This is a genomic window from Streptomyces malachitofuscus (genome assembly GCF_055571035.1).
Genome location: NZ_JBVIGA010000018.1, coordinates 124,806 through 144,405 on the forward strand (window position 1 = coordinate 124,806; position 19,600 = coordinate 144,405).

The window sequence follows — 19,600 nt, forward strand, 5'->3', positions numbered from 1 at the left end:
GGACCAGCGCAAACGTGACACGCCCTCAACTCTGTGATCTTCACGTGATCTGCGCGGCATTAACTTGTGACAAGTGATCGTCTGCCGATACGTTCACCCATCAAGTGCGGCGCTCCGTCTCGGGCTCCATGCGCCGCGCCTGTTCATCGCTGTCGTTGAAAGGTCTCCGCATGCTCTCCGGGAACGGTCGGCACCGACGCCCCCGCCAGGCTCCGGCTCTCCTCGTCGCGGCCGGAGTGACCGGCTCCGCCATCGCGATCCCTCTTCTCGGGGCCGGCAGCGCCAGCGCAGCCGACGGCACCACCTGGGACCGGATCGCCGAGTGCGAGAGCGGTGGCTCCTGGAGCCAGAACACCGGCAACGGTTACTACGGCGGCCTGCAGTTGACCCAGGACGACTGGGAGAGGTACGGCGGTCTGGACTACGCGCCGAGCGCCGACCAGGCCAGCCGCGGCCAGCAGATAGCCGTGGCCGAGGCGATCCTCGCCGACCAGGGTGTCGGAGCGTGGCGCACCTGTGGCCTGCTCGCGGGCCTGGGGCAGGACGCGCCCGCGGCCGGCACGGGTACGTCCGGCTCGTCGGACGCGTCCGCCTCGCCGGACTCCGGCGATGAGCCGGCTTCCTCCTCTCCGTCGGCCACGGCCGACCCGTCGTCCGGTGCGGACGGCGAGAAGGGGACCCCGAAGGGCGCGGACGGCGAATCGGGTGAAAACGGCAAGTCGACCGAATCGGATGCCGCTTCAGGTGGCGACGAGGGCGGTGGCGCCGACGGCGGCGAGAGCGTGGACACCGGCGCCTCCCCCTCCGCCTCGGCCACGCCCGATGGTGACGAGCCGGACAAGGCGGGGCAGAGCGACCGTCCTTCGGCGGACAGTGGTGGCGAGGGCACCGGTCGCCACCGCGGGGCCGGCGCCGAGGAGGGCGAGGAGCGCCCCTCGGAGTCGTCCGGCCGGCATGCGCGCGGTCTCGACGCCTGGGGTGGTTCCGGCGACAGCTCCTACACCGTGGACACCGGGGACAGCCTCTCGTCCATCGCCGACTCCCTTGCGGTCGACGGCGGATGGCGTGCGCTCTACGCCGTCAACGCCCAGCTCATCGGCGCCGACCCGGACTACATCCTGCCGGGTCAGGAGCTTGACGTAGAGGTCGAACCGGGCGAAAAGTGACATCCGAAATCGCCCGGACGCGGGGCCGGTTGGCGTCATGGTTCGCGCTGAATGTCCGGTTTAAAGGCTGTGAGAGATAGGTCTCAGAAGCCGTGATCGTCTTTGATATTCCGCGAATCGCGTGTCTACGGTCGTGACCGCTCGCCACCGCGGGCCCCGGCTGCCGCCACGCCGAATCCTGCCAGTGGCAGCACGGGAACAGTCGTCGCGTCATGCGCCGTAGGCAGGAGCGGGGGACCCAAGGTAAGTGCCCTTTCCGGTGATTGACACCGGTTCGGGCTTGGGGTGAAGCCGCCTCCCGGGAGGGACGCGGCCGGGCAACTCAACCGGCCCGAACCCGACAGCTCACCTCGCAGGCGTCGGTGAGGGGATCCATCCATGCTGTTTTCCGGCAAGGGCAAGCACCGTCGTCCGTCCAAGGCCACCCGCGCCATCGCCGTCGCCGGTGTCGCCTCCGCCGCCGTCGCCGCCCCGCTGATGGCGGCCGGCAGCGCCTCCGCCGCCACCGCGTCCGAGTGGGACGCCGTCGCCCAGTGCGAGTCCGGCGGCAACTGGTCCATCAACACCGGCAACGGTTACTACGGCGGTCTGCAGTTCTCCGCCTCCACCTGGGCCGGCTACGGCGGCACGAAGTACGCCGCCAGCGCCGACCAGGCCACCAAGGCCCAGCAGATCGAGATCGCCGAGAAGGTCCTGGCGGGCCAGGGCAAGGGTGCCTGGCCGGTCTGCGGCAAGGGTCTGTCCAACGCCGCCTACACCGGCTCCTCCGCCGGCGACTCGGCCGGCTCCGCGCAGAGCACCCAGCCCCGCGAGACCGAGCAGAAGGCCTCCCGCTCCGCCGAGCGCCCGGCCGCCGAGAAGCAGGCCGAGCCGAAGGCCGAGAAGAAGACCGTCACCACCCCCACCGGCAAGAAGGTCGAGAAGGGCGACGGCGAGTACAAGGTCGTCAAGGGTGACACCCTCAGCTCCATCGCCGAGGAGCACGACGTCGAGGGCGGCTGGGCGAAGCTGTTCAAGCTGAACGACGACATCGTCCAGGACGCCGACCTGATCTACCCGGGCCAGCAGCTGCACCTGAAGTAAGGGAAAGCAGCAGGTCCCTCCCCGTCCCCACGGGCTCCCCGCCCCGGTGCGTCTTCCCCCGTACGCACCGGGGCGGGGTCATGCACGGGCACTTTCCGGTCACGGTTTCCGGAACCGTCTTTGTTCCGTACGGAAACAATTTACGCTCGGTTCTGTCCATGGGGTGGGCGGCCGGATGGCCGATCGCCCGGAGCCGGTTAGGCTCGGTCTCGCAAGACCCCCGTGGCCTTGCTCACCCGCGTCACATCCAAGAAGGAGATGCTCGTGCCGTCCATCGACGTCGTCGTAGCCCGGGAAATCCTGGACTCCCGAGGCAACCCCACGGTCGAGGTCGAGGTCGGCCTCGACGACGGCAGCACGGGTCGTGCCGCCGTCCCGTCCGGCGCCTCCACCGGCGCCTTCGAGGCCATCGAACTCCGTGACGGCGATGCCAACCGTTACCTGGGCAAGGGCGTCGAGAAGGCCGTCCTGGCCGTCATCGAGCAGATCGGCCCGGAGCTCGTCGGCTACGACGCCACCGAACAGCGTCTGATCGACCAGGCGATGTTCGACCTGGACGCCACCGACAACAAGGGCTCCCTCGGCGCCAACGCCATCCTCGGCGTCTCGCTCGCCGTCGCCCACGCCGCCTCCGAGGCCTCCGACCTCCCGCTCTTCCGCTACCTGGGCGGTCCGAACGCGCACCTGCTGCCGGTGCCGATGATGAACATCCTGAACGGCGGCTCGCACGCCGACTCCAACGTGGACATCCAGGAGTTCATGATCGCCCCGATCGGCGCGGAGTCCTTCTCCGAGGCCCTGCGCTGGGGCACCGAGGTCTACCACACGCTGAAGAAGGTCCTGAAGAGCAAGGGCCTGGCCACCGGCCTCGGCGACGAGGGCGGCTTCGCCCCCAACCTCGGCTCCAACCGTGAGGCCCTCGACCTGATCCTCGAGGCCGTCAAGGAGGCCGGCTACACCCCCGGCGAGCAGATCGCCCTCGCGCTGGACGTCGCCGCGTCCGAGTTCTACAAGGACGGCTCCTACACCTTCGAGGGCAAGGAGCGCTCGGCCGCCGAGATGACCGAGTACTACGCCGAGCTCGTCGAGGCGTACCCGCTCGTCTCCATCGAGGACCCGCTGTTCGAGGACGACTGGGAGGGCTGGAAGACCATCACCGCCAAGCTCGGTGACAAGGTCCAGCTCGTCGGCGACGACCTGTTCGTCACCAACCCCGAGCGCCTCGCCCGCGGCATCGAGGAGGGCGCCGCCAACGCCCTGCTGGTCAAGGTCAACCAGATCGGCTCGCTGACCGAGACCCTGGACGCCGTCGAGCTGGCCCAGCGCAACGGCTTCAAGTGCATGATGTCCCACCGCTCCGGCGAGACCGAGGACGTCACCATCGCCGACCTGGCCGTCGCCACCAACTGCGGCCAGATCAAGACCGGCGCCCCGGCCCGCTCCGAGCGCGTCGCCAAGTACAACCAGCTGCTGCGCATCGAGGAGATCCTCGACGACGCCGCGGTGTACGCCGGCCGCAGCGCCTTCCCGCGGTTCCGCTCCGAGGGCTGAGCGCCCGTTCGCAGGCAGCGTCGTACGTACGTCCCCGTACGCGGTCCCGTACCGTGTGCGGGGACGTACGCGCGTAGGACGGTGAACGGGAGGCGGGATCATGGCGGTGCTGTGCTGTCCCGGGGGGCAACCCCCGGACCCCCGGCCGGTACGTCAGGGCGCCGGCGCGTGGATGCGGAGCGCGACTCCGTGACCGGGCGGGACCGTTTCTCCACCGCGACCAGGATCCGGCTGATCGGCGAGCAGACCGCCGCCCGGGTCTACCGCTCGCAGACCAGGCGGCAGGCCCGCCGCTCCCGGCTGACCGGAAGGGCGGCGCTGCTCGCCCTGGTGGTCTGCTCGCTGGTCGTGGCCCTCGCCTACCCCATGCGGCAGTACGTCTCCCAGCGGGCCGACATCGCCGACCTCCAGCAGGAGCAGGACGAGACCCGTCAGCGGGTCGAGCGGCTGCGCGACATGAAGGCGCGCTGGCAGGACGACGCCTACGCCGAGCAGGAGATCCGCCGGCGCCTGCACTACGTCATGCCCGGCGAGACCGGCTACATCGTCGTCGACCCGGACGCGGCCGAGAAGTCGCGCACCGACCTCGAGGCGGCCGACCGCCCCTGGTACTCGAACGTCTGGGACGGCGTCGACAAGTCCGACGCCGCAGTCCAGTGACCCTTTGCAGAAAGCCGTAGAAGAGACACGTATGGAAACCCCTCCGCCCACGACCCCGCGCACCGAGCCCACCGACGCGGACGTCGAGGCCTTCAAGCAGCAGCTCGGCCGGCCCCCGCGCGGGCTGCGCGCCATCGCGCACCGCTGTCCCTGCGGTCAGCCGGACGTCGTGGAGACCGCGCCGAGGCTGCCCGACGGCACCCCGTTCCCGACGCTGTACTACCTGACGTGTCCGAAGGCGAACTCCGCGATCGGCACGCTGGAGGCGAACGGCGTGATGAAGGAGATGACGGAGCGGCTGGGCACCGACCCGGAGCTGGCGGCCGCGTACCGGGCGGCGCACGAGGACTACATCCGGCGCCGCGACGAGATCGAGGAGCTGAGGAACTTCCCGAGCGCGGGCGGCATGCCGGACCGGGTGAAGTGCCTGCACGTCCTGGTCGCCCACTCGCTGGCCGCCGGCCCCGGCGTCAACCCGCTGGGCGACGAGGCGCTGGCGATGCTGCCGCAGTGGTGGAGCAAGGGCCCCTGCGTGACACTCCCCGAGGCCGGTACGGAGAAGGAGGACGCCCAGTGACCCGGGTCGCCGCCATCGACTGCGGTACGAACTCCATCCGTCTGCTGGTGGCCGACGCCGACCCGGTGACCGGTGAACTCACCGAGCTGGACCGGCGGATGACGATCGTGCGGCTCGGCCAGGGCGTCGACCGCACGGGCCGGCTGGCGCCCGAGGCGCTGGAGCGCACCTTCGCCGCCTGCCGCGAGTACGCGGAGATTGTGGAGAAGCACGGCGCCTCGGCGCGCCTGCGCTTCGTCGCCACCTCCGCCTCCCGCGACGCCGAGAACCGCGACGAGTTCGTGCGCGGGGTGCTGGACATCCTGGGCGTGGAACCCGAGGTCATCACCGGCGACCAGGAGGCCGAGTTCTCCTTCACCGGCGCCACCAAGGAGCTGACCGGCCGGGCCGACCTGCACCGTCCGTTCCTGGTGGTGGACATCGGCGGCGGCTCGACCGAGTTCGTCGTCGGCGACGACCACGTACGCGCCGCCCGCTCCGTGGACGTGGGCTGCGTCCGGATGACCGAGCGGCACCTGGTGCACGACGGGGCCGTGACCGACCCGCCCACCCAGGAGCAGCTCGCGGCGATGCGCGCGGACATCGAGGCCGCCCTCGACCGGGCCGAGGAGACGGTCCCGCTGCGCGAGGCGCACACGCTGGTCGGCCTGGCGGGCTCGGTCACGACCGTGTCGGCGATCGCCCAGGACCTGCCCGAGTACGACTCGGCGGCCATCCACCACTCCCGCGTCTCCCGGGACCGGGTCCGCGAGATCACCGAGTGGCTGCTGCGCTCCACCCACGCCGAGCGCGCCGAGGTGCCCTCCATGCATCCCGGCCGGGTCGACGTGATCGGTGCCGGGGCCCTCGTACTGCTCGCGATCATGGAGCGGATCGGTGCCGAGGAGGTCGTGGTGTCGGAGCACGACATCCTCGACGGCATCGCCTGGTCCGTGGCCTAGGTCTCCTTTGCTACTGACCAGTAGCACTCCGCTGAGCAGTCGGGATAGCGTTTGAGCGACGCTCGGGGGCCCTCGCGGGCCCCCCGGGGAGGGGTCGGCCCGGAAAGTTCGTGAAGTTCTTCACAAGGAATTGGCCCCGGCGGAACGAAGAAGTGGGTCCGGTTGACCCGTCCGGGCCCTCAACACCCCTTTGAACACGTTCAGAAGGTGATGCGGAGCGTCTCGCGGGCGAGCGCGGCGCGGACCGGCCGACCGGCCTCACACCCGCCGCGAACCGACAGAGAGGCAGCTCACGCGCCATTGACAACGCCCCGTGTGATGCTCCGGTTCCCGATCGGAACTGTGATCTGGATCAAGAAGCGCGGGATGGTAGCACAGGCCCTGTCGGAGCTTGTGAAGGGGCGCACGAGGTACCCCCCTGAGACGGGTGGATACTCGATGGCATGAGCACCACGGAGCGTCCCAGGATCCTCGTAGTAGGCGGTGGGTACGTAGGCCTGTACGCAGCTCGGCGCATCCAGAAGAAGATGCGTTACGGCGAGGCGACCGTCACCGTCGTCGACCCGCGGTCGTACATGACCTACCAGCCCTTCCTCCCCGAAGCCGCCGCCGGCAGCATCTCCCCGCGGCATGTCGTCGTCCCGCTGCGACGCGTGCTCCCCAAGGCGGAGGTCCTCACCGGCCGGGTCACCACCATCGACCAGGACCGCAAGGTCGCCACGATCGCCCCGCTGGTCGGCGAGGCGTACGAGCTGCCCTTCGACTACCTGGTCATCGCGATGGGCGCGGTCTCCCGCACCTTCCCGATCCCCGGCCTCGCCGAGCAGGGCATCGGCATGAAGGGCATCGAGGAGGCCATCGGCCTGCGCAACCACGTCCTCGAGCAGCTCGACAAGGCCGACTCCACCACGGACGAGGAGATCCGGCGCAAGGCGCTCACCTTCGTCTTCGTGGGCGGCGGCTTCGCCGGTGCGGAGACCATCGGTGAGGTCGAGGACATGGCCCGGGACGCGGCCAAGTACTACACCAACGTGTCCCGCGAGGACATGCGCTTCGTCCTCGTCGACGCCGCCGACAAGATCCTCCCCGAGGTCGGCCCCAAGCTCGGCAAGTACGGCAAGGAGCACCTCGAGAGCCGCGGCGTCGAGGTCTACCTGTCCACGTCGATGGACTCCTGCGTCGACGGCCACGTGGTGCTGAAGAACGGCCTCGAGGTCGACTCCAACACCATCGTGTGGACGGCGGGCGTCAAGCCGAACCCGGCGCTGGCCCGCTTCGGCCTGCCGCTCGGTCCGCGCGGTCACGTCGACACCGAGCCGACCCTCCAGGTCAAGGGCACGGACTACATCTGGGCCGCGGGCGACAACGCCCAGGTTCCGGACCTCGTGGGCCGCAAGGCCGGCAACGAGAACGCCTGGTGCCCGCCGAACGCCCAGCACGCGCTGCGTCAGGCCAAGGTCCTCGGCGACAACGTGATCTCCGGCATGCGGGGCTTCCCGCAGAAGGAGTACAGCCACGCCAACAAGGGCGCGGTGGCGGGCCTCGGCCTCCACAAGGGCGTGGCGATGATCGTCATGGGCAAGATGAAGATCAAGCTCAAGGGCCGGCTCGCCTGGTACATGCACCGTGGCTACCACGGCATGGCCATGCCGACCTGGAACCGCAAGATCCGCGTCTTCGCCGACTGGACGCTCGGCATGTTCCTCAAGCGCGAGGTCGTGTCCCTGGGCGCGATCGAGTCCCCGCGCGAGGAGTTCTACGAGGCCGCGAAGCCCGCGCCGGCGCCGGCGGCGGTGCAGCAGGAGCCGAAGAAGACCGAGGCCAAGGCCTCCTGACCCCCGGTCACCCCTGAAGGGGCCGCCCGCCATCCGTGGTGCGGGCGGCCCCTTCCTCGTCCCCGACGCCGCGGCCCGCCTCGACGCCCTGGAACAGCCCTCCCGAACCCCCGCCCCGGTGGGGCGCCTTGTCGGCTCCCGAGTCGGGTGGTGGGGGGGGGCAAAGGCCGGGGATCCAGGGGGCGGAGCCCCCTGGGTGCGGAGTGCAGAGGTGCCCAGCCTCACACACCGGGCCCGTGCCACAACCCGCCCCGCCCGCGCAGCACACCGCAGCCCAAGCGAGTGCGTTTCCGTGTTTTGCCCAGATGTGACGCGCGCCGGGGACTGCCAACCCCCGCCCCAGGTGTTTACGTGGTGAGGACATTCCGGGATTCCCGTCACGGAGGTGTACACCATGGCAGACGCCGCCCCACGGCTGAAGGGCATCCTCGAGCAACTGATCGGCACGTCCCTCCCCGTCCGCATCCGCGCCTGGGACGGTTCCCAGGCCGGTCCCCCCGACGCCCCGACCCTGGTCGTACGCAACCGCCGCGCCCTGCGCCACCTGCTCTGGAAGCCGGGTGAACTCGGCCTCGCCCGCGCCTGGGTGGCCGGCGACCTCACCGTCGAGGGCGACCTCTACACCGCCCTGGACCGGCTCGCCGGACTCGTCTGGGAGCGCGACGAGGACGCCCGCCCCCTCACCCAGGCCCTGCGCGACCCCTCCTTCCGCTCCGCCGTCCGCGGACTGCTCGCCCTCGCGGGCCACCCGCTGCCGCCCGCCCCGCCCCCGGAGGAGGCCCGCCGCCCCCGCCGGGGGCTGCACACCAAGCACAGCGACAGACGCGCCATCAGCCACCACTACGACGTCGGCAACGACTTCTACGAGATCGTCCTCGGCCCGTCGATGGTGTACTCCTGCGCCTACTGGCCCGCCCCGCCCCCGCAGGGCACCCTCGAACAGGCCCAGTACGACAAGCTCGACCTGGTCTGCCGCAAACTCGCCCTGGAGCCCGGCCGGCGCCTGCTGGACGTCGGCTGCGGCTGGGGCTCCATGGCCATCCACGCCGCCCGCGAGCACGGCGCGAACGTCGTCGGCATCACCCTGTCCCAGGAGCAGGCCGCGTACGCCCGTAAGCGCATCGCCGACGAGGGCCTGACCGACCGCGTCGAGATCCGCGTACAGGACTACCGGGACGTCGCGGACGGGCCGTACGACGCGATTTCGTCCATCGGCATGGCCGAGCACGTCGGATCGCAGCGCTACCTGGAGTACGCCACCGCCCTGCACCGCCTTCTCCGGCCCGGCGGACGGCTGCTGAACCACCAGATCGCCCGCCGCCCGCAGCACGACGAGACGGCGTACCGGGTGGACGACTTCATCGACGCCTACGTCTTCCCCGACGGCGAACTCGCCCCGCTCGGCACCACGGTGTCCCTGCTGGAGCGAGCCGGCTTCGAGGTGCGCGACGTGGAGTCGATCCGCGAGCACTACGCGCTCACCCTGCGCCGCTGGGTGGCGAACCTGGAGGCCGGCCGGGCCCGCGCGGAGGCCCTCACCAGTCCCGGACGGGTCCGCGTCTGGCAGCTGTACATGGCGGCCTCCGCCCTCGCCTTCGAGCGCAACCGCATCGGCGTCAACCAGGTCCTCGCCGGCAGAACCCCCGAGTCCGGCGCCTCCGGCATGCCGTTGCGGGCCCGCTCCTGGGGTGCGCCCGGCCGCGATTGACCCGTACCGACGCCGAAGGGCCGGCTCCCCCGCAACGGGGGAGCCGGCCCTTCGACGTGCCGTCGCGCGGCCGGGTCACTCGGCCTTGATCGCGTTCAGCATGTTCAGCCGGGCGGCGTTGCGGGCCGGCCACATCGCGGCGAGCACACCCACCAGACCGGCCAGCACCAGGAAGATCCCGATCCGGTCCCAGGGCAGGACCAGTGTGTAGCCGGGGATCTCGTCCGCGAAGGTCTCGCCGATGGCCCAGCCGAGGAACGCCCCGAGCCCGATGCCGACCACCGCGCCGAACACCGAGATGACCACGGCCTCCAGCCGGACCATCCGCTTCACCCGGCGCCGGTCCAGACCGATGGCGCGCAGCATGCCGATCTCCTGCTGCCGTTCGAACACCGACATCGCGAGGGTGTTGACGACGCCCAGCACCGCAATGATCAGGGCCATCGCCAGCAGGCCGTACATCACGTTCAGCAGGGTGTTGATGGCGCCGCCGAACTCGTTGCGGATGTCCTGCTTGTCCATCACGGTGATCGCCGGGTTGTCGCCCAGCGCGTCGATGAGGACCTTCTCGTTCGCCGCGGTCTGGCCGCCGTCGATCTTCACGAAGATCTGCATGATGGACGGCTTCGTCTCGTGCCGGTCCACGACCTTCCGGTCGATGAGGACGGGGGAGAGGAACTCGCTGTCCTTGTAGACGGCGCCGACCGTCAGGGTGGCCGACTTGTCGTCGCCGAACGTGACGGGGAGCCTGTCGCCGGTCTTCCAGCCCCTGTTCTTCGCCGTCTTCTCGGCGACCGCGATGTGCCCCTCGGCGAGCGAGGCGGCGCTGCCGCTGACGACGTCGACGGTCAGGACCTTCTCGATGTCGCCCGGGGTGACGGCCGAGGCGGACACGAAGTCGTCGCCGTCGACCTTGAAGTAGGCGTCCTGCTGCGGCGAGACCGCGGACACGCCCTTCGCCTTCTCCAGCGCCGACAGCGCCGACCGGTCGAGGTCACCGCCGTTGGCCATCGACACCATGTAGTCGGCCCTGATGTTGTCGGTGGTCAATTTGTCGATGGCCGTGCCGACCGTGACGCCGAGCACCGACAGGCCGGTCACCAGCGTCAGCCCGATGGCCAGCGCAGAGGCGGTGGCTCCGGTGCGGCGCGGGTTGCGGACGGCGTTCTGGCCGGCGAGCTTGCCCGCCACCCCGAAGGGGCCGACGAGCAGCGGCCGGACGAGCGCTATCACGGGCCGGGACAGCAGCGGGATCAGGATGATCACGCCGATCAGCGCGAGGAACGCGCCCGCCCCGATGTACATCCGGCCGTCGTCGCCGCCGGTCGAGGCACCCGCCACGATTCCCACCGCGCCGAGGGCGGTGACGGCGGCTCCGATGGAGTTGCGCAGCACCAGGGACTTGGTGGTGGCCACCGCGTGGACACTGTTCATGGCCGCCACCGGCGGGATCTTCGCGGCCCGGCGACCGGGCAGCCAGGCGGCGAACGTCGTGATGAGCACGCCCACCGCGAACGCCGTGACCACCGGCGTGGCGGACAGGACCAGCGGACCGTCAGGCATCTTCATGTCGAAGGCGGCCATGCCGGAGCGCAGTCCGACCGCCAGGCCGATGCCGAGGACGAAGCCGACGGCCGAGGCGACCAGACCCACCAGCGCGGCCTCGGCCAGCACCGAGCGGGTGATCTGCCTGCGGGACGCGCCGACGGCGCGCATCAGGGCGATCTCCTTGGTGCGCTGGGCGACCAGCATCGTGAACGTGTTGGAGATCAGGAAGATCCCGACGAAGAGCGCGATGCCCGCGAAGCCGAGCAGGACCTGCTTGAGGTTGCCCAGGCCCTGCTCGATCTGCTCGGCCTGTTCGTCGGCGAGCGCCTGGCCGGTCTGCGCCTCGGCGGTGGCCGGCAGCAGCGGCTTGACCGCGTCCAGGATCCGCGTGTCGTTCGCGCCGGGGGCGGCGGTGACGGTGGCGCTCTCGAAGTAGCCCGGCTTGAGGTACTGCTGCTGGGCGACGGCGGTGTCGAAGAGGACGAGGCTGCCGCCGGCGTTCACGGCGCCGTCCTCGGTGGTGAACACCCCGCTGAGGGTGTACTCCTTCACCGGGCCGTTGGTCGCGACGCGCACCCGGTCGCCGACCTGGTACTCGCCCTTGGCCGCGGAGTCCTTGTCCAGGGCGATCTGGTCGTCCCGCACCGGGCCGGAGCCGTCGGTGAAGGAGTACGCGGGGTCATTGCCGTCCTTGCCCGGGGCGAAGTTGGACCCCCTGTTGGACCAACCGACGCCGATCAGCTTCCCGTCGGGGTCGGCGACCCCGGCGAAGCCCTCGACGCGGCCGTACACCCCGGCGACGCCGTCCACGGCGGACATCCTGTCGAGGTCCTTGCCGGCCAGGCCGGGCTCCTCGTCGGGGTTGTCCGGGTCGGCGTACGAGGTGACGGAGACGGCGACGTCGTCGTAGCTCTTCGCCGACTGGTTGCGGAAGGCGTTGGAGAGGGTGTCGGCGAAGACCAGGGTGCCCGAGACGAACGCGACGCCGAGCATCACGGCGAGCACGGTCATCAGCAACCGGGCCTTGTGCGCGAATACGTTGCGCAAGGCGGTACGGAACATGGTGGCGGTTCTCAGTCCTGTCGGTCCTGGTGGTGGATCAGCTCGTGCGGCCCTTGGCGTCGAACTGCTTCATCCGGTCGAGCACCGAGTCGGCCGTCGGCCCGTACACCTCGTCCACGATCCGGCCGTCGGCGAGGAAGATCACGCGGTCCGCGTAGGCGGCGGCCACCGGGTCGTGGGTCACCATGACCACCGTCTGACCCAGCTCGCGCACCGAGTTGCGGAGGAAGCCCAGGACTTCGGCGCCGGAGCGGGAGTCGAGGTTTCCGGTGGGCTCGTCGCCGAAGATGATGTCGGGACGCGAGGCCAGCGCCCGCGCCACGGCGACGCGCTGCTGCTGGCCGCCGGAGAGCTGGGTCGGCCGGTGGCTCAGCCGGTCGGACAGCCCGACCATCCTGATCACGGTGTCCATCCACTGCTTGTCCGGCTTGCGACCGGCGATGTCCATGGGGAGGGTGATGTTCTCCAGGGCGGACAGCGTCGGCAGCAGGTTGAACGCCTGGAAGATGAAGCCGATCTTGTCCCGGCGCAGCTTGGTCAGTTGCTTGTCCTTCAGCGAGCCCAGCTCGGTCTCGCCGATGCGCACGGAACCCGAGGAGAAGGTGTCGAGCCCGGCCACGCAGTGCATCAGCGTGGACTTGCCGGAGCCGGACGGCCCCATGATCGCGGTGAACTCGGCCTGCTGGAAACCGACGGAGACCCGGTCCAGGGCGACCACCTGGGTCTCGCCCTGGCCGTAGATCTTCGACAGCTCCGTGGCGCGCGCGGCCACGGCGGTGGTCCGGTCGGCGATTGGTGCGGTGGTCACGGGATGGACGCTCCTGTCGGGACGACGTGCTCTCGGGTACGGCGTCCATCGTTCCGTCGCTTTGCCTCCGTGTAGTCACCCGCTGCTCCGGTTCCGGGGGGCGACTGGGGTCGGACCCCCGGGCGCGCCGTCATACCTGGGGATGACGGGACACCCTGAGCGGTCATGCCGAGAACAGGTGGAGCGCCCTTGTTCGGACGGTGAAATTCCGTCATTCCGCATGCGTGGCGGGGCATCAGCCGTAAGGCTGGTGGCACGTGCTGACGGCGAGTTCCCGGGTCTGATGCTCCCTCAGGCGCCAATAAAATAAGACAAGATCGGGCCATCCCGCCGCTGCCGGCGCGAAGGTCACCGATAGGCTCGGAGCCGCGAAGCGGAGCCCACGGCCTGCCCGGATGGTGGAATGCAGACACGGCGAGCTTAAACCTCGCTGCCCCTCAGAGGGCGTGCCGGTTCAAGTCCGGCTCCGGGCACTTCCACAGTCACTGAGTGTGACCAGCGACAACGGTCCTACAGGGCCGTCTCTCTTGTTTCCGTTCGGTGCACCGTTAGTGCACGGGCGGCTACGCGACGGATCTCATCTGGCACCCAGTCCGGCTGCTCCCGTGTGTTATGCGGCGGGTTCGACGTCGTCTCGGGTGACCTCGGCCACAGGGTGAGGAGGCGGGCCCACTCGGCGGTGCGCTCGGCACCCGCAGGAGTTCCCATGAGCCGGCGGAAGGCTTCCTTCAGCTCGTCCCTGGCGGGGGATTGGGGCACAGGGCAACCGTAGGGGATGGGACTGACAACCGCGGCGGCGTCGCCGATGCGGGCGTACTGCCCACCGCACCGCGAGATCGCTAGTCTCCGGCCCATGAATGAGCATGTGCAGGTCTCGACCGCCACGCCCAACCGCGAGCAAGCCGTGGGCCTGGCGCAAGGAGCGGTCAAGGCGCGGCTCGCCGCGGGCGCGCAGATCATCGGGCCCGTCACCTCCGTCTTCTGGCACCTCGGGGAGTTCGGCGAGGGCGAGGAGTGGCGGCTGCTGCTGACGACCACGACGGACCGGTACCCGGATCTGGAGAAGCACCTGCTGGAAGCGCACCCGTGGGACAACCCGGAGCTGATCGCCACGCCGATCACGGGGGCGCCCCGCTGCCTCCGGTGGATCGAGGACAACGTGACGCCCGAGTTGTCCTAGACGCCGGCCCGCTCGAGGACGCCGCGCACCGCGGGGACGTTCCGGTGCTGCCCGAGCTGGGCCAGCACCGGAGCGAGCCGCTGCCGTGGCCGTACGGACGCCACGCCGATGGACAGGTCCAGTGCGCGGTTGGTGACGGTGGCGGCGGCCTCGACCTCTCCGGCGGTGAGGCAGGCATCCGCGAGCCACGACAGGTAGAGGGACTTGTCGCGGGCGTGGGAGTCGTCGTAGCGGTCCAGGGCGCGGGTGAGGACGGGGACGGCGCGCAGTGGCCGGCGCAGCTCCGTCCAGCAGCGCCCGGTCATGATGTCCAGCTCTGTCTCGTCGACCCACGCGGCCCAGTCGGGTTGCTCCTCGCCGTCCTGCTGCTCCGCGAGCGCTGTCCGGGCGGCCTCCAGGGCGTGTTCGGTCTCGGCGGGCCGGCCGGCGATGGCGCATGCCCACGCCATCCGCTCGTGCAGCAGGGCGCGCACGCCGGCCGGGGTGCCGCCGTTGATGGTGGCGCAGCTGCGCGCGGCGATCTCGGCGGCCTGGGCGCGGTCGTTGGTCTGGTAGGCGAGGAAGGCGTACGCGTTGCCGAGGAGGCTGCTGTCGCCGGCTTCGCGGGCGGCGGCCATACTCTCCTCGTACAGGGTGCCGGCTTCTGTCGGGTGGCCGCCGTCGAAGGCCGCCCATCCGGCTTGCTGGGCCTGCTCGGCGAGGAGGGACAGGGCGAGGCGGCGGGTTTCGTCGGTGGTGCTGACCGTGCGCAGCAGGGACTTGGTGGCCTGGAACTCGCTGAGGTAGACGCGGTAGGTGTCGCCGCCGCCGAGGAGGTCGTCCAGGCGGCGAAGCCGTGCCGTGCGGGCGCGGAGCTGGGTGACGTACTCGGTGGTCATGCGCGTGGGTGCCGGGGGCCGTTGCAGGGCGGGCAGGGCGGCGGCCAGGCCGACGGTGGACGCGGCTTGGAGGACAGTTCGGCGGCGCACGGCTGTTCCGTTCTCTTGGGCGTATGTGTGCGCAGGAGAAGCGCCGGTCTCCCACGGGCGGGGCGCGAGCCCCACCATGTGCCCAGGGACGCGTAGGGCGTCCGCGATCTGCACGATCTTGTCGAACGTAGTCACGCGGCCCTCGCCCCGCGCGAGCTGCCCGACCCGGATCGGTTTGAGGTCACAGGCATCGGCCAGCCGGGAGTAGCTGATTCCGGCGCGGCTGCGCGCGAGGCGGAACACCGGCCCGAAGTCGTGCCCGGCCAGGGCACGCTGCATCTCCTCGTCGTCGAGGAGGTCTTGGGGCAGGGCTGTGGGTGGCTGGTAGGTCATGCGGCACTTCCTGCTCGCCTGAGTGTGCGTGATGAGCCGTCACGGGCTGTACCCATGATGGGTATACCCGGCGCGGGGAAGTGCTGGAAACCGCGGAAATCCACCCTGTACGCGTGAGAGCCCTGGTGGCCGTGGTGTCCGCCGTCGGCCTGTCCGGGGCATGGACGACGAGCAAGGAGTCGCCATGTTTGAAAGTACCCAACTCCCCCCGCACAGTGGAGGGTTGAACAAGTGGGCGAGAGGCGGCCCGGTGGTGACCGGCAATGAGCGCGTGCTGGCTGCCGAGCAGTGGCTGCTGTTGACCGTGGAAGACCGCGAGCTGGCCCGCCGCCAGTGGGACAGCGAGGGCGTCACCCTCCTGCGGTGCGGCGGGCTCATCTCCGCGATCCGACTGCCGGCCCGCCTGGTGTGGAACGCGGCGGAGACCGAGGAGCTGCCGGAGGTGGACGCCTACCTCGCCGCCGCTCTCGGAGGCCCGGCGTTCATGGACCTGCACGTCTGCTGCTACTACGCGCTGGTGGACAGCCGCAGCCTGGAACGCTTCCCGTTCGGTGACATGCCGGGATTGGCGGCCATCGGCCAGAACCACTACCTGGGCGTGCCCAGCCTGCGGCACGTTACCGTCGCCGGCCGCGCGTACTGGTGCGTGCCGCCCGAGTCTGCGGGCGTGCTCTGCCCCGTGGAGGCCGTGGAGGCGATGGTCCGCAAAGGCCGTGCCCGCATGATCTCGGGCCAGTGCCGCTGACCGCCGCTCGGTCGCGCCCGGACACCAGGCAGCTCAAGGAGACGCCGTGACCACCAGCCTCCCAGCAGTTCCGGCACAGAACAGGAACACCCTGCCGCGCGTCGCCGACGTCTTCGTGCACGCGGCCGCGCAGATCCACCGGGCGGCAGCCCAGTTATGGCCCGGCCTGCCCGTCAGCCTCGAACAGCACGTGCCGAGCGTCACCGGCTACGTGCACCGCGCCCGCGTCGGCGATCGCACCCTATACGCGAAGACGTCGCTGCTCGGCGTCTCCCTCGTGTCGCTCCTGCGCGGGGCGTGCGGCCACTGGCCGGCCGTCATCGAGGAGCAGCGCGCGTACGTGACGCAGCCCGACGGCCTGCTCCAGCGGGAAGCGGCACAGCTGCAGATCCTCGCGGGCCTTGACCGGCCCCGGGTGTGCGCCGTCGCGGGCCTCGCCCAGGGCGTCATCTTCACCGAGCCGGTCACCGGGCCGAACCTGGGCGAGCTGCTGCTCGCCAGGCCCGGCGACACGGCCGACCTCCTGGCCGCCGCGTTCGACGAGCTGCGCCCCCTGCACCAGGCGGGCGCCGCGAAGGCCCTCGACCCGGCCGGCGTGATCGGCGAGCGCAGCATCGCCGGCACGTTCCTGCGGAAGTTCAACGGCCTGTCGGGGGTGTACTACATCGAGCGGGTCGGCGCGGAGCGCTGCGCCGAGCCCACCCGCCAGGAGGTCACCGGCCTGGTGCGGGCCTGCGTTGACCGGCTGTGGCGGCTGCGCCTGCTGCTGCCCGCCGCCGACGGCACGACGCTGGCGTACGGCGACCTGAAACCAGAGCACGTCCTCTTCCCGGATGGGCCAGGAGCGCGGCCGGTGTTCCTCGACCCCGGCCTGATGCGGTCGGCGCCGATGGTCGATGTGGCCAAGATGCTCAGCCGGACCGTGCTGACGCTCGCCGCGGACCGGCCCGGCGGCGAGACGTCCCGGCAGATCCTCGACGGGTTCACAGTGTTCGCCGTGTCGCGGATCGCGCACCTGAGCGCCGTCGACCAGCGGACGTGGCTACGGCATCTGCTGACGCTGTGGGCCATGGACACGCTGAACATCCTCACCACGTACCTGTCGGCCCCGGCCGGACTGCCGCTGCCGCACCTGGGCGCGGCGCTCGTCGACCGGGCCGTGCCGCTGTGCCGCTTGGTGGACCGGATCAGCACCGAGCTGACCGAGCAGCCGTCGCAGCTCGACGTGTGGGACCGCGCCCTCGACGAGGCCCTGGCGGTGGCGTCATGACGGCGTCCATCGGCATCGTCGGCGCCGGGGCCGTCGGCCAGGCCGTCGGCAGCACTCTGGTGACGGCCGGCGTGGGCGGACAGCTCCTCATCGCCGGGCGGACACCGAAGCAGGCCGCGGCCCTCGCGGACGACCTGGCCGACTTGCGGGCTGCCACGGGCTCGCCGGTGCGGGCGGCCGTCGCGGAGGTGCCCGATCTGCGGCAGTGCGCTGCGATCGTCGTCACGGTCCGGGTGGCGTTCTTCAACGCCCGCGCCACCGACGTCCGGATGGGCGGCGCCTACGCGAACACGCCCGTAGTGCGGCGGCTTGCCGAGCAGCTCGCCGGCTACGACGGCACCGTGCTGATGGTGACGAACCCGGTCGACCTGATGACGCGGCTGTTCGCCGAAAACTCGGGATGCGCGCGGGTCTTCGGCGTCGGCTCCAGCCTGGACACCGCCCGCTACCGGCTGACACTCGCGCGGCTGCTGGATGTGCCGCTGTGCGCCGTGCGCGGCCACGTCATCGGCGAGCACGGCGACGCTGCGGTGGTGTGCGCCTCGTCGACCACCGTCAACGGGCATCCGCTGCCTGTCCCTCTTCAGCAGGTACGTGACGAACTCGCCCGGCGGCCCGGCCGGATCAGCCTCGGTATCGGCCGCACGAAGCACGGACCCGCAGGTGCCGTGCTGCAAGCCCTCCGCCTGGCCCTCGGCCTGGAGGACGGATTCACCGAGCTGTCGGCGCCCCACGGCGGTGGCTTCCTCGGAATCCGTTTGCAGTTCATCCAGGGCCGCCCTCTACCGTGCATGCCTCCGCTCGATGACGCGGAGGCCCGGCAGTTGGAGGCGGCCCACGTCAAACTCCGCGACGGCTACGCGGTCGTGCGCGATATCCCCGCCCAGCCCGCCCCCGTAGAGAGGAACCTCTTGTGACCACTCACGCTGTACGACTGGACGTCGCTGGCGCGACCGCTACCGTGCTGTCCGCCGACAAGACGGTCACCGACTGGACGGCCCGCTACTTCGGGCAGTGGTGGAACGCCACCGAGGTGGCGCCGGAGAGCGTCTGCACCGGATCGGTGGTCATCGCCACTGTGGACCGCGAGGAATACGACGCCGTGGCGCTGGGAGTGACGCAGGAGCCGCACACGAGCACCCAGTACGCGAGGGCGCTGCTCCTGCTGTCACACGAGGTGTCCTCCGGTGTGATCCGCGCCGTCAGCCCGGGCCAGCGGCTCGCCTACCGGTCGGAGCCGGGGGCCGGCCAGTTGCAGATCATCGGCTGCGACAGCGACGCCGTCGCCACGGCGACCGCCCGCCTGGCCCGTGAGGTCGTGCGCGGGATCCTGCTGCGGGACGGCTGGGCGGTGCTGCACGCGTCCGCCGTCGTCGACCAGGACGGCCGGGCGATCCTCACGTTCGGGCAGAAGGGCGCAGGCAAGACGACCACGGCTCTCGCCCTGGCGGCACGCCACCAGGTCAGCCTCCTCGCCAACGACCGCGTCTTCGTCCGGCCCGACCGGACCAGCGGCGTCGACGTGATCCCGTGGCCGGCGGCCGCCGCGGTCGGGCTCGGGCTGCTGGACTCGCTCGACTGGTTCGACATCGCGCGGGAGCGGATGGCTGGTGGCGAGCAGCTCCACCCCACCCAGGACGAGCGGGTGACGGCAGCCCTCCGCGCCGATGTCTCGGTGCCGCTGTGGGACAAGGGCAAGGAGCTGAAGGCGCAGATCTTCCCTGACCAGTTCGAGCGCTGGTTCGGCGTGCCGTTGTCCACGGGCGGGAGCGCTGCCGCGCTCGTCTTCCCTCGCATTGATGCCGACGCCGATCCGGCCGAGGAGGACTCTGTCCGGACGCTCGGCGACGGCGACTTCATGAGCGGTGAGACCGAGGACCGGTACCCCGATGTGTTCGGCCTCCTCGGAGTGGACGGCGGCGGGGCCCACAGCGTGCGGCAGGAGATCGCCTGGCGGCTGGGGACACTGCCGCACCACTCCGTGATCCTGGCCCACGACGTGGCTGCGAACGGCGACTTCCTGGCCAAGCTCGTCGGCGTGTGACCCCTGACGGGCTCCCAGCCCGCCAGGTGAGGACGTAGGTCACCTACGTTTGATGTACAACCCCGGACGGGCGACTCGACGATCGTCGTAGATTGAACTGGTGTAGGTGGGACATTCGTAG

General features: G+C 70.6%; 16 protein-coding genes, 1 tRNA gene and 1 riboswitch. Of the genes, 14 read left to right on the forward strand and 3 right to left on the reverse strand.

What is annotated here, in order from left to right:
* The first annotated feature begins 170 nt into the window (after positions 1–170).
* From ACZ44S_RS25340 to ACZ44S_RS25375, 8 genes are all read left to right on the forward strand, one after another.
* Positions 171–1,166, forward strand: coding sequence for a transglycosylase family protein (locus ACZ44S_RS25340; protein ID WP_466932764.1), 996 nt, complete (start codon positions 171–173; stop codon positions 1,164–1,166).
* Positions 1,167–1,371: 205 nt separating this feature from the next.
* Positions 1,372–1,540: riboswitch (cyclic di-AMP (ydaO/yuaA leader) on the forward strand.
* A 4-nt stretch (positions 1,541–1,544) separates the two neighbouring features.
* Positions 1,545–2,249 carry a transglycosylase family protein gene (locus ACZ44S_RS25345; protein WP_466932766.1) on the forward strand — a complete coding sequence of 235 codons (705 nt, stop codon included), beginning with the start codon at positions 1,545–1,547 and terminating at the stop codon, positions 2,247–2,249.
* Between the two features lie 264 nt (positions 2,250–2,513).
* Positions 2,514–3,800 (forward strand): phosphopyruvate hydratase, encoded by a 1,287-nt coding sequence (eno, locus tag ACZ44S_RS25350; protein WP_466932768.1) that lies wholly within the window; start codon positions 2,514–2,516, stop codon positions 3,798–3,800.
* Positions 3,801–3,989: 189 nt separating this feature from the next.
* Positions 3,990–4,460: an FtsB family cell division protein gene (locus ACZ44S_RS25355; protein WP_466932770.1), complete on the forward strand. Its 471-nt coding sequence runs from the start codon at positions 3,990–3,992 to the stop codon at positions 4,458–4,460.
* A gap of 31 nt (positions 4,461–4,491) precedes the next feature.
* The gene (locus ACZ44S_RS25360) at positions 4,492–5,037 is read left to right on the forward strand and encodes a DUF501 domain-containing protein (protein WP_466932772.1); all 546 of its coding nucleotides are present in this window, start codon (positions 4,492–4,494) and stop codon (positions 5,035–5,037) included.
* Positions 5,034–5,978 (forward strand): Ppx/GppA phosphatase family protein, encoded by a 945-nt coding sequence (locus tag ACZ44S_RS25365; RefSeq protein ID WP_466932774.1) that lies wholly within the window; start codon positions 5,034–5,036, stop codon positions 5,976–5,978. The genes ACZ44S_RS25360 and ACZ44S_RS25365 overlap by 4 nt, the downstream gene beginning before the upstream one ends.
* A gap of 443 nt (positions 5,979–6,421) precedes the next feature.
* Positions 6,422–7,813 (forward strand): NAD(P)/FAD-dependent oxidoreductase, encoded by a 1,392-nt coding sequence (locus ACZ44S_RS25370; RefSeq protein WP_466932776.1) that lies wholly within the window; start codon positions 6,422–6,424, stop codon positions 7,811–7,813.
* Between the two features lie 394 nt (positions 7,814–8,207).
* On the forward strand, positions 8,208–9,521 hold the full coding sequence (locus ACZ44S_RS25375) for a class I SAM-dependent methyltransferase (protein WP_466932778.1): 1,314 nt from the start codon (positions 8,208–8,210) through the stop codon (positions 9,519–9,521).
* 75 nt (positions 9,522–9,596) lie between these two features.
* Here the strand turns inward: ACZ44S_RS25375 and ACZ44S_RS25380 are convergent, their stop codons facing one another.
* A complete protein-coding gene (locus ACZ44S_RS25380) occupies positions 9,597–12,131 on the reverse strand; it encodes an ABC transporter permease (protein ID WP_466932780.1) in 2,535 nt (844 codons plus the stop codon).
* Between the two features lie 37 nt (positions 12,132–12,168).
* Positions 12,169–12,939 carry an ABC transporter ATP-binding protein gene (locus ACZ44S_RS25385; RefSeq protein WP_466932782.1) on the reverse strand — a complete coding sequence of 257 codons (771 nt, stop codon included), beginning with the start codon at positions 12,937–12,939 and terminating at the stop codon, positions 12,169–12,171.
* Between the two features lie 389 nt (positions 12,940–13,328).
* Between ACZ44S_RS25385 and ACZ44S_RS25390 the strand changes: the two genes are divergently transcribed.
* Both ACZ44S_RS25390 and cutA read left to right on the forward strand, forming a co-directional pair.
* Positions 13,329–13,412: transfer RNA gene (locus tag ACZ44S_RS25390), tRNA-Leu, on the forward strand.
* A gap of 380 nt (positions 13,413–13,792) precedes the next feature.
* Positions 13,793–14,119 carry a divalent-cation tolerance protein CutA gene (gene cutA, locus ACZ44S_RS25395; RefSeq protein WP_466932784.1) on the forward strand — a complete coding sequence of 109 codons (327 nt, stop codon included), beginning with the start codon at positions 13,793–13,795 and terminating at the stop codon, positions 14,117–14,119.
* Here the strand turns inward: cutA and ACZ44S_RS25400 are convergent.
* Positions 14,116–15,420, reverse strand: coding sequence for a helix-turn-helix domain-containing protein (locus ACZ44S_RS25400; protein WP_466932786.1), 1,305 nt, complete (start codon positions 15,418–15,420; stop codon positions 14,116–14,118). The genes cutA and ACZ44S_RS25400 overlap by 4 nt on opposite strands.
* A 253-nt stretch (positions 15,421–15,673) precedes the next feature.
* Between ACZ44S_RS25400 and ACZ44S_RS25405 the strand changes: the two genes are divergently transcribed.
* Genes ACZ44S_RS25405 through ACZ44S_RS25420 form a run of 4 tightly spaced genes read left to right on the forward strand, consistent with a single transcriptional unit; the run spans position 15,674 to position 19,479 of the window.
* Positions 15,674–16,165: a hypothetical protein gene (locus ACZ44S_RS25405; protein WP_466932788.1), complete on the forward strand. Its 492-nt coding sequence runs from the start codon at positions 15,674–15,676 to the stop codon at positions 16,163–16,165.
* A 46-nt stretch (positions 16,166–16,211) separates the two neighbouring features.
* On the forward strand, positions 16,212–17,435 hold the full coding sequence (locus ACZ44S_RS25410) for a phosphotransferase (protein WP_466932790.1): 1,224 nt from the start codon (positions 16,212–16,214) through the stop codon (positions 17,433–17,435).
* Positions 17,432–18,352 carry a lactate/malate family dehydrogenase gene (locus tag ACZ44S_RS25415; protein ID WP_466932792.1) on the forward strand — a complete coding sequence of 307 codons (921 nt, stop codon included), beginning with the start codon at positions 17,432–17,434 and terminating at the stop codon, positions 18,350–18,352. Before ACZ44S_RS25410 ends, ACZ44S_RS25415 begins: the two co-directional genes overlap by 4 nt.
* Complete coding sequence (locus ACZ44S_RS25420) at positions 18,349–19,479, forward strand: phosphoenolpyruvate carboxykinase (ATP) (protein ID WP_466932794.1); 1,131 nt, start codon at positions 18,349–18,351, stop codon at positions 19,477–19,479. The genes ACZ44S_RS25415 and ACZ44S_RS25420 overlap by 4 nt, the downstream gene beginning before the upstream one ends.
* The last annotated feature ends 121 nt before the right edge of the window (positions 19,480–19,600 follow it).

Coding starts and splice junctions, on each gene's coding strand:
- ACZ44S_RS25340 (WP_466932764.1), top strand. CDS start 171: ATGCTCTCCGGGAACGGTCGGCACCGACGCCCCCGCCAGGCTCCGGCT.
- ACZ44S_RS25345 (WP_466932766.1), top strand. CDS start 1,545: ATGCTGTTTTCCGGCAAGGGCAAGCACCGTCGTCCGTCCAAGGCCACC.
- ACZ44S_RS25360 (WP_466932772.1), top strand. CDS start 4,492: ATGGAAACCCCTCCGCCCACGACCCCGCGCACCGAGCCCACCGACGCG.
- ACZ44S_RS25370 (WP_466932776.1), top strand. CDS start 6,422: ATGAGCACCACGGAGCGTCCCAGGATCCTCGTAGTAGGCGGTGGGTAC.
- ACZ44S_RS25375 (WP_466932778.1), top strand. CDS start 8,208: ATGGCAGACGCCGCCCCACGGCTGAAGGGCATCCTCGAGCAACTGATC.
- ACZ44S_RS25380 (WP_466932780.1), bottom strand. CDS start 12,131: ATGTTCCGTACCGCCTTGCGCAACGTATTCGCGCACAAGGCCCGGTTG.
- cutA (WP_466932784.1), top strand. CDS start 13,793: ATGAATGAGCATGTGCAGGTCTCGACCGCCACGCCCAACCGCGAGCAA.
- ACZ44S_RS25400 (WP_466932786.1), bottom strand. CDS start 15,420: ATGACCTACCAGCCACCCACAGCCCTGCCCCAAGACCTCCTCGACGAC.
- ACZ44S_RS25415 (WP_466932792.1), top strand. CDS start 17,432: ATGACGGCGTCCATCGGCATCGTCGGCGCCGGGGCCGTCGGCCAGGCC.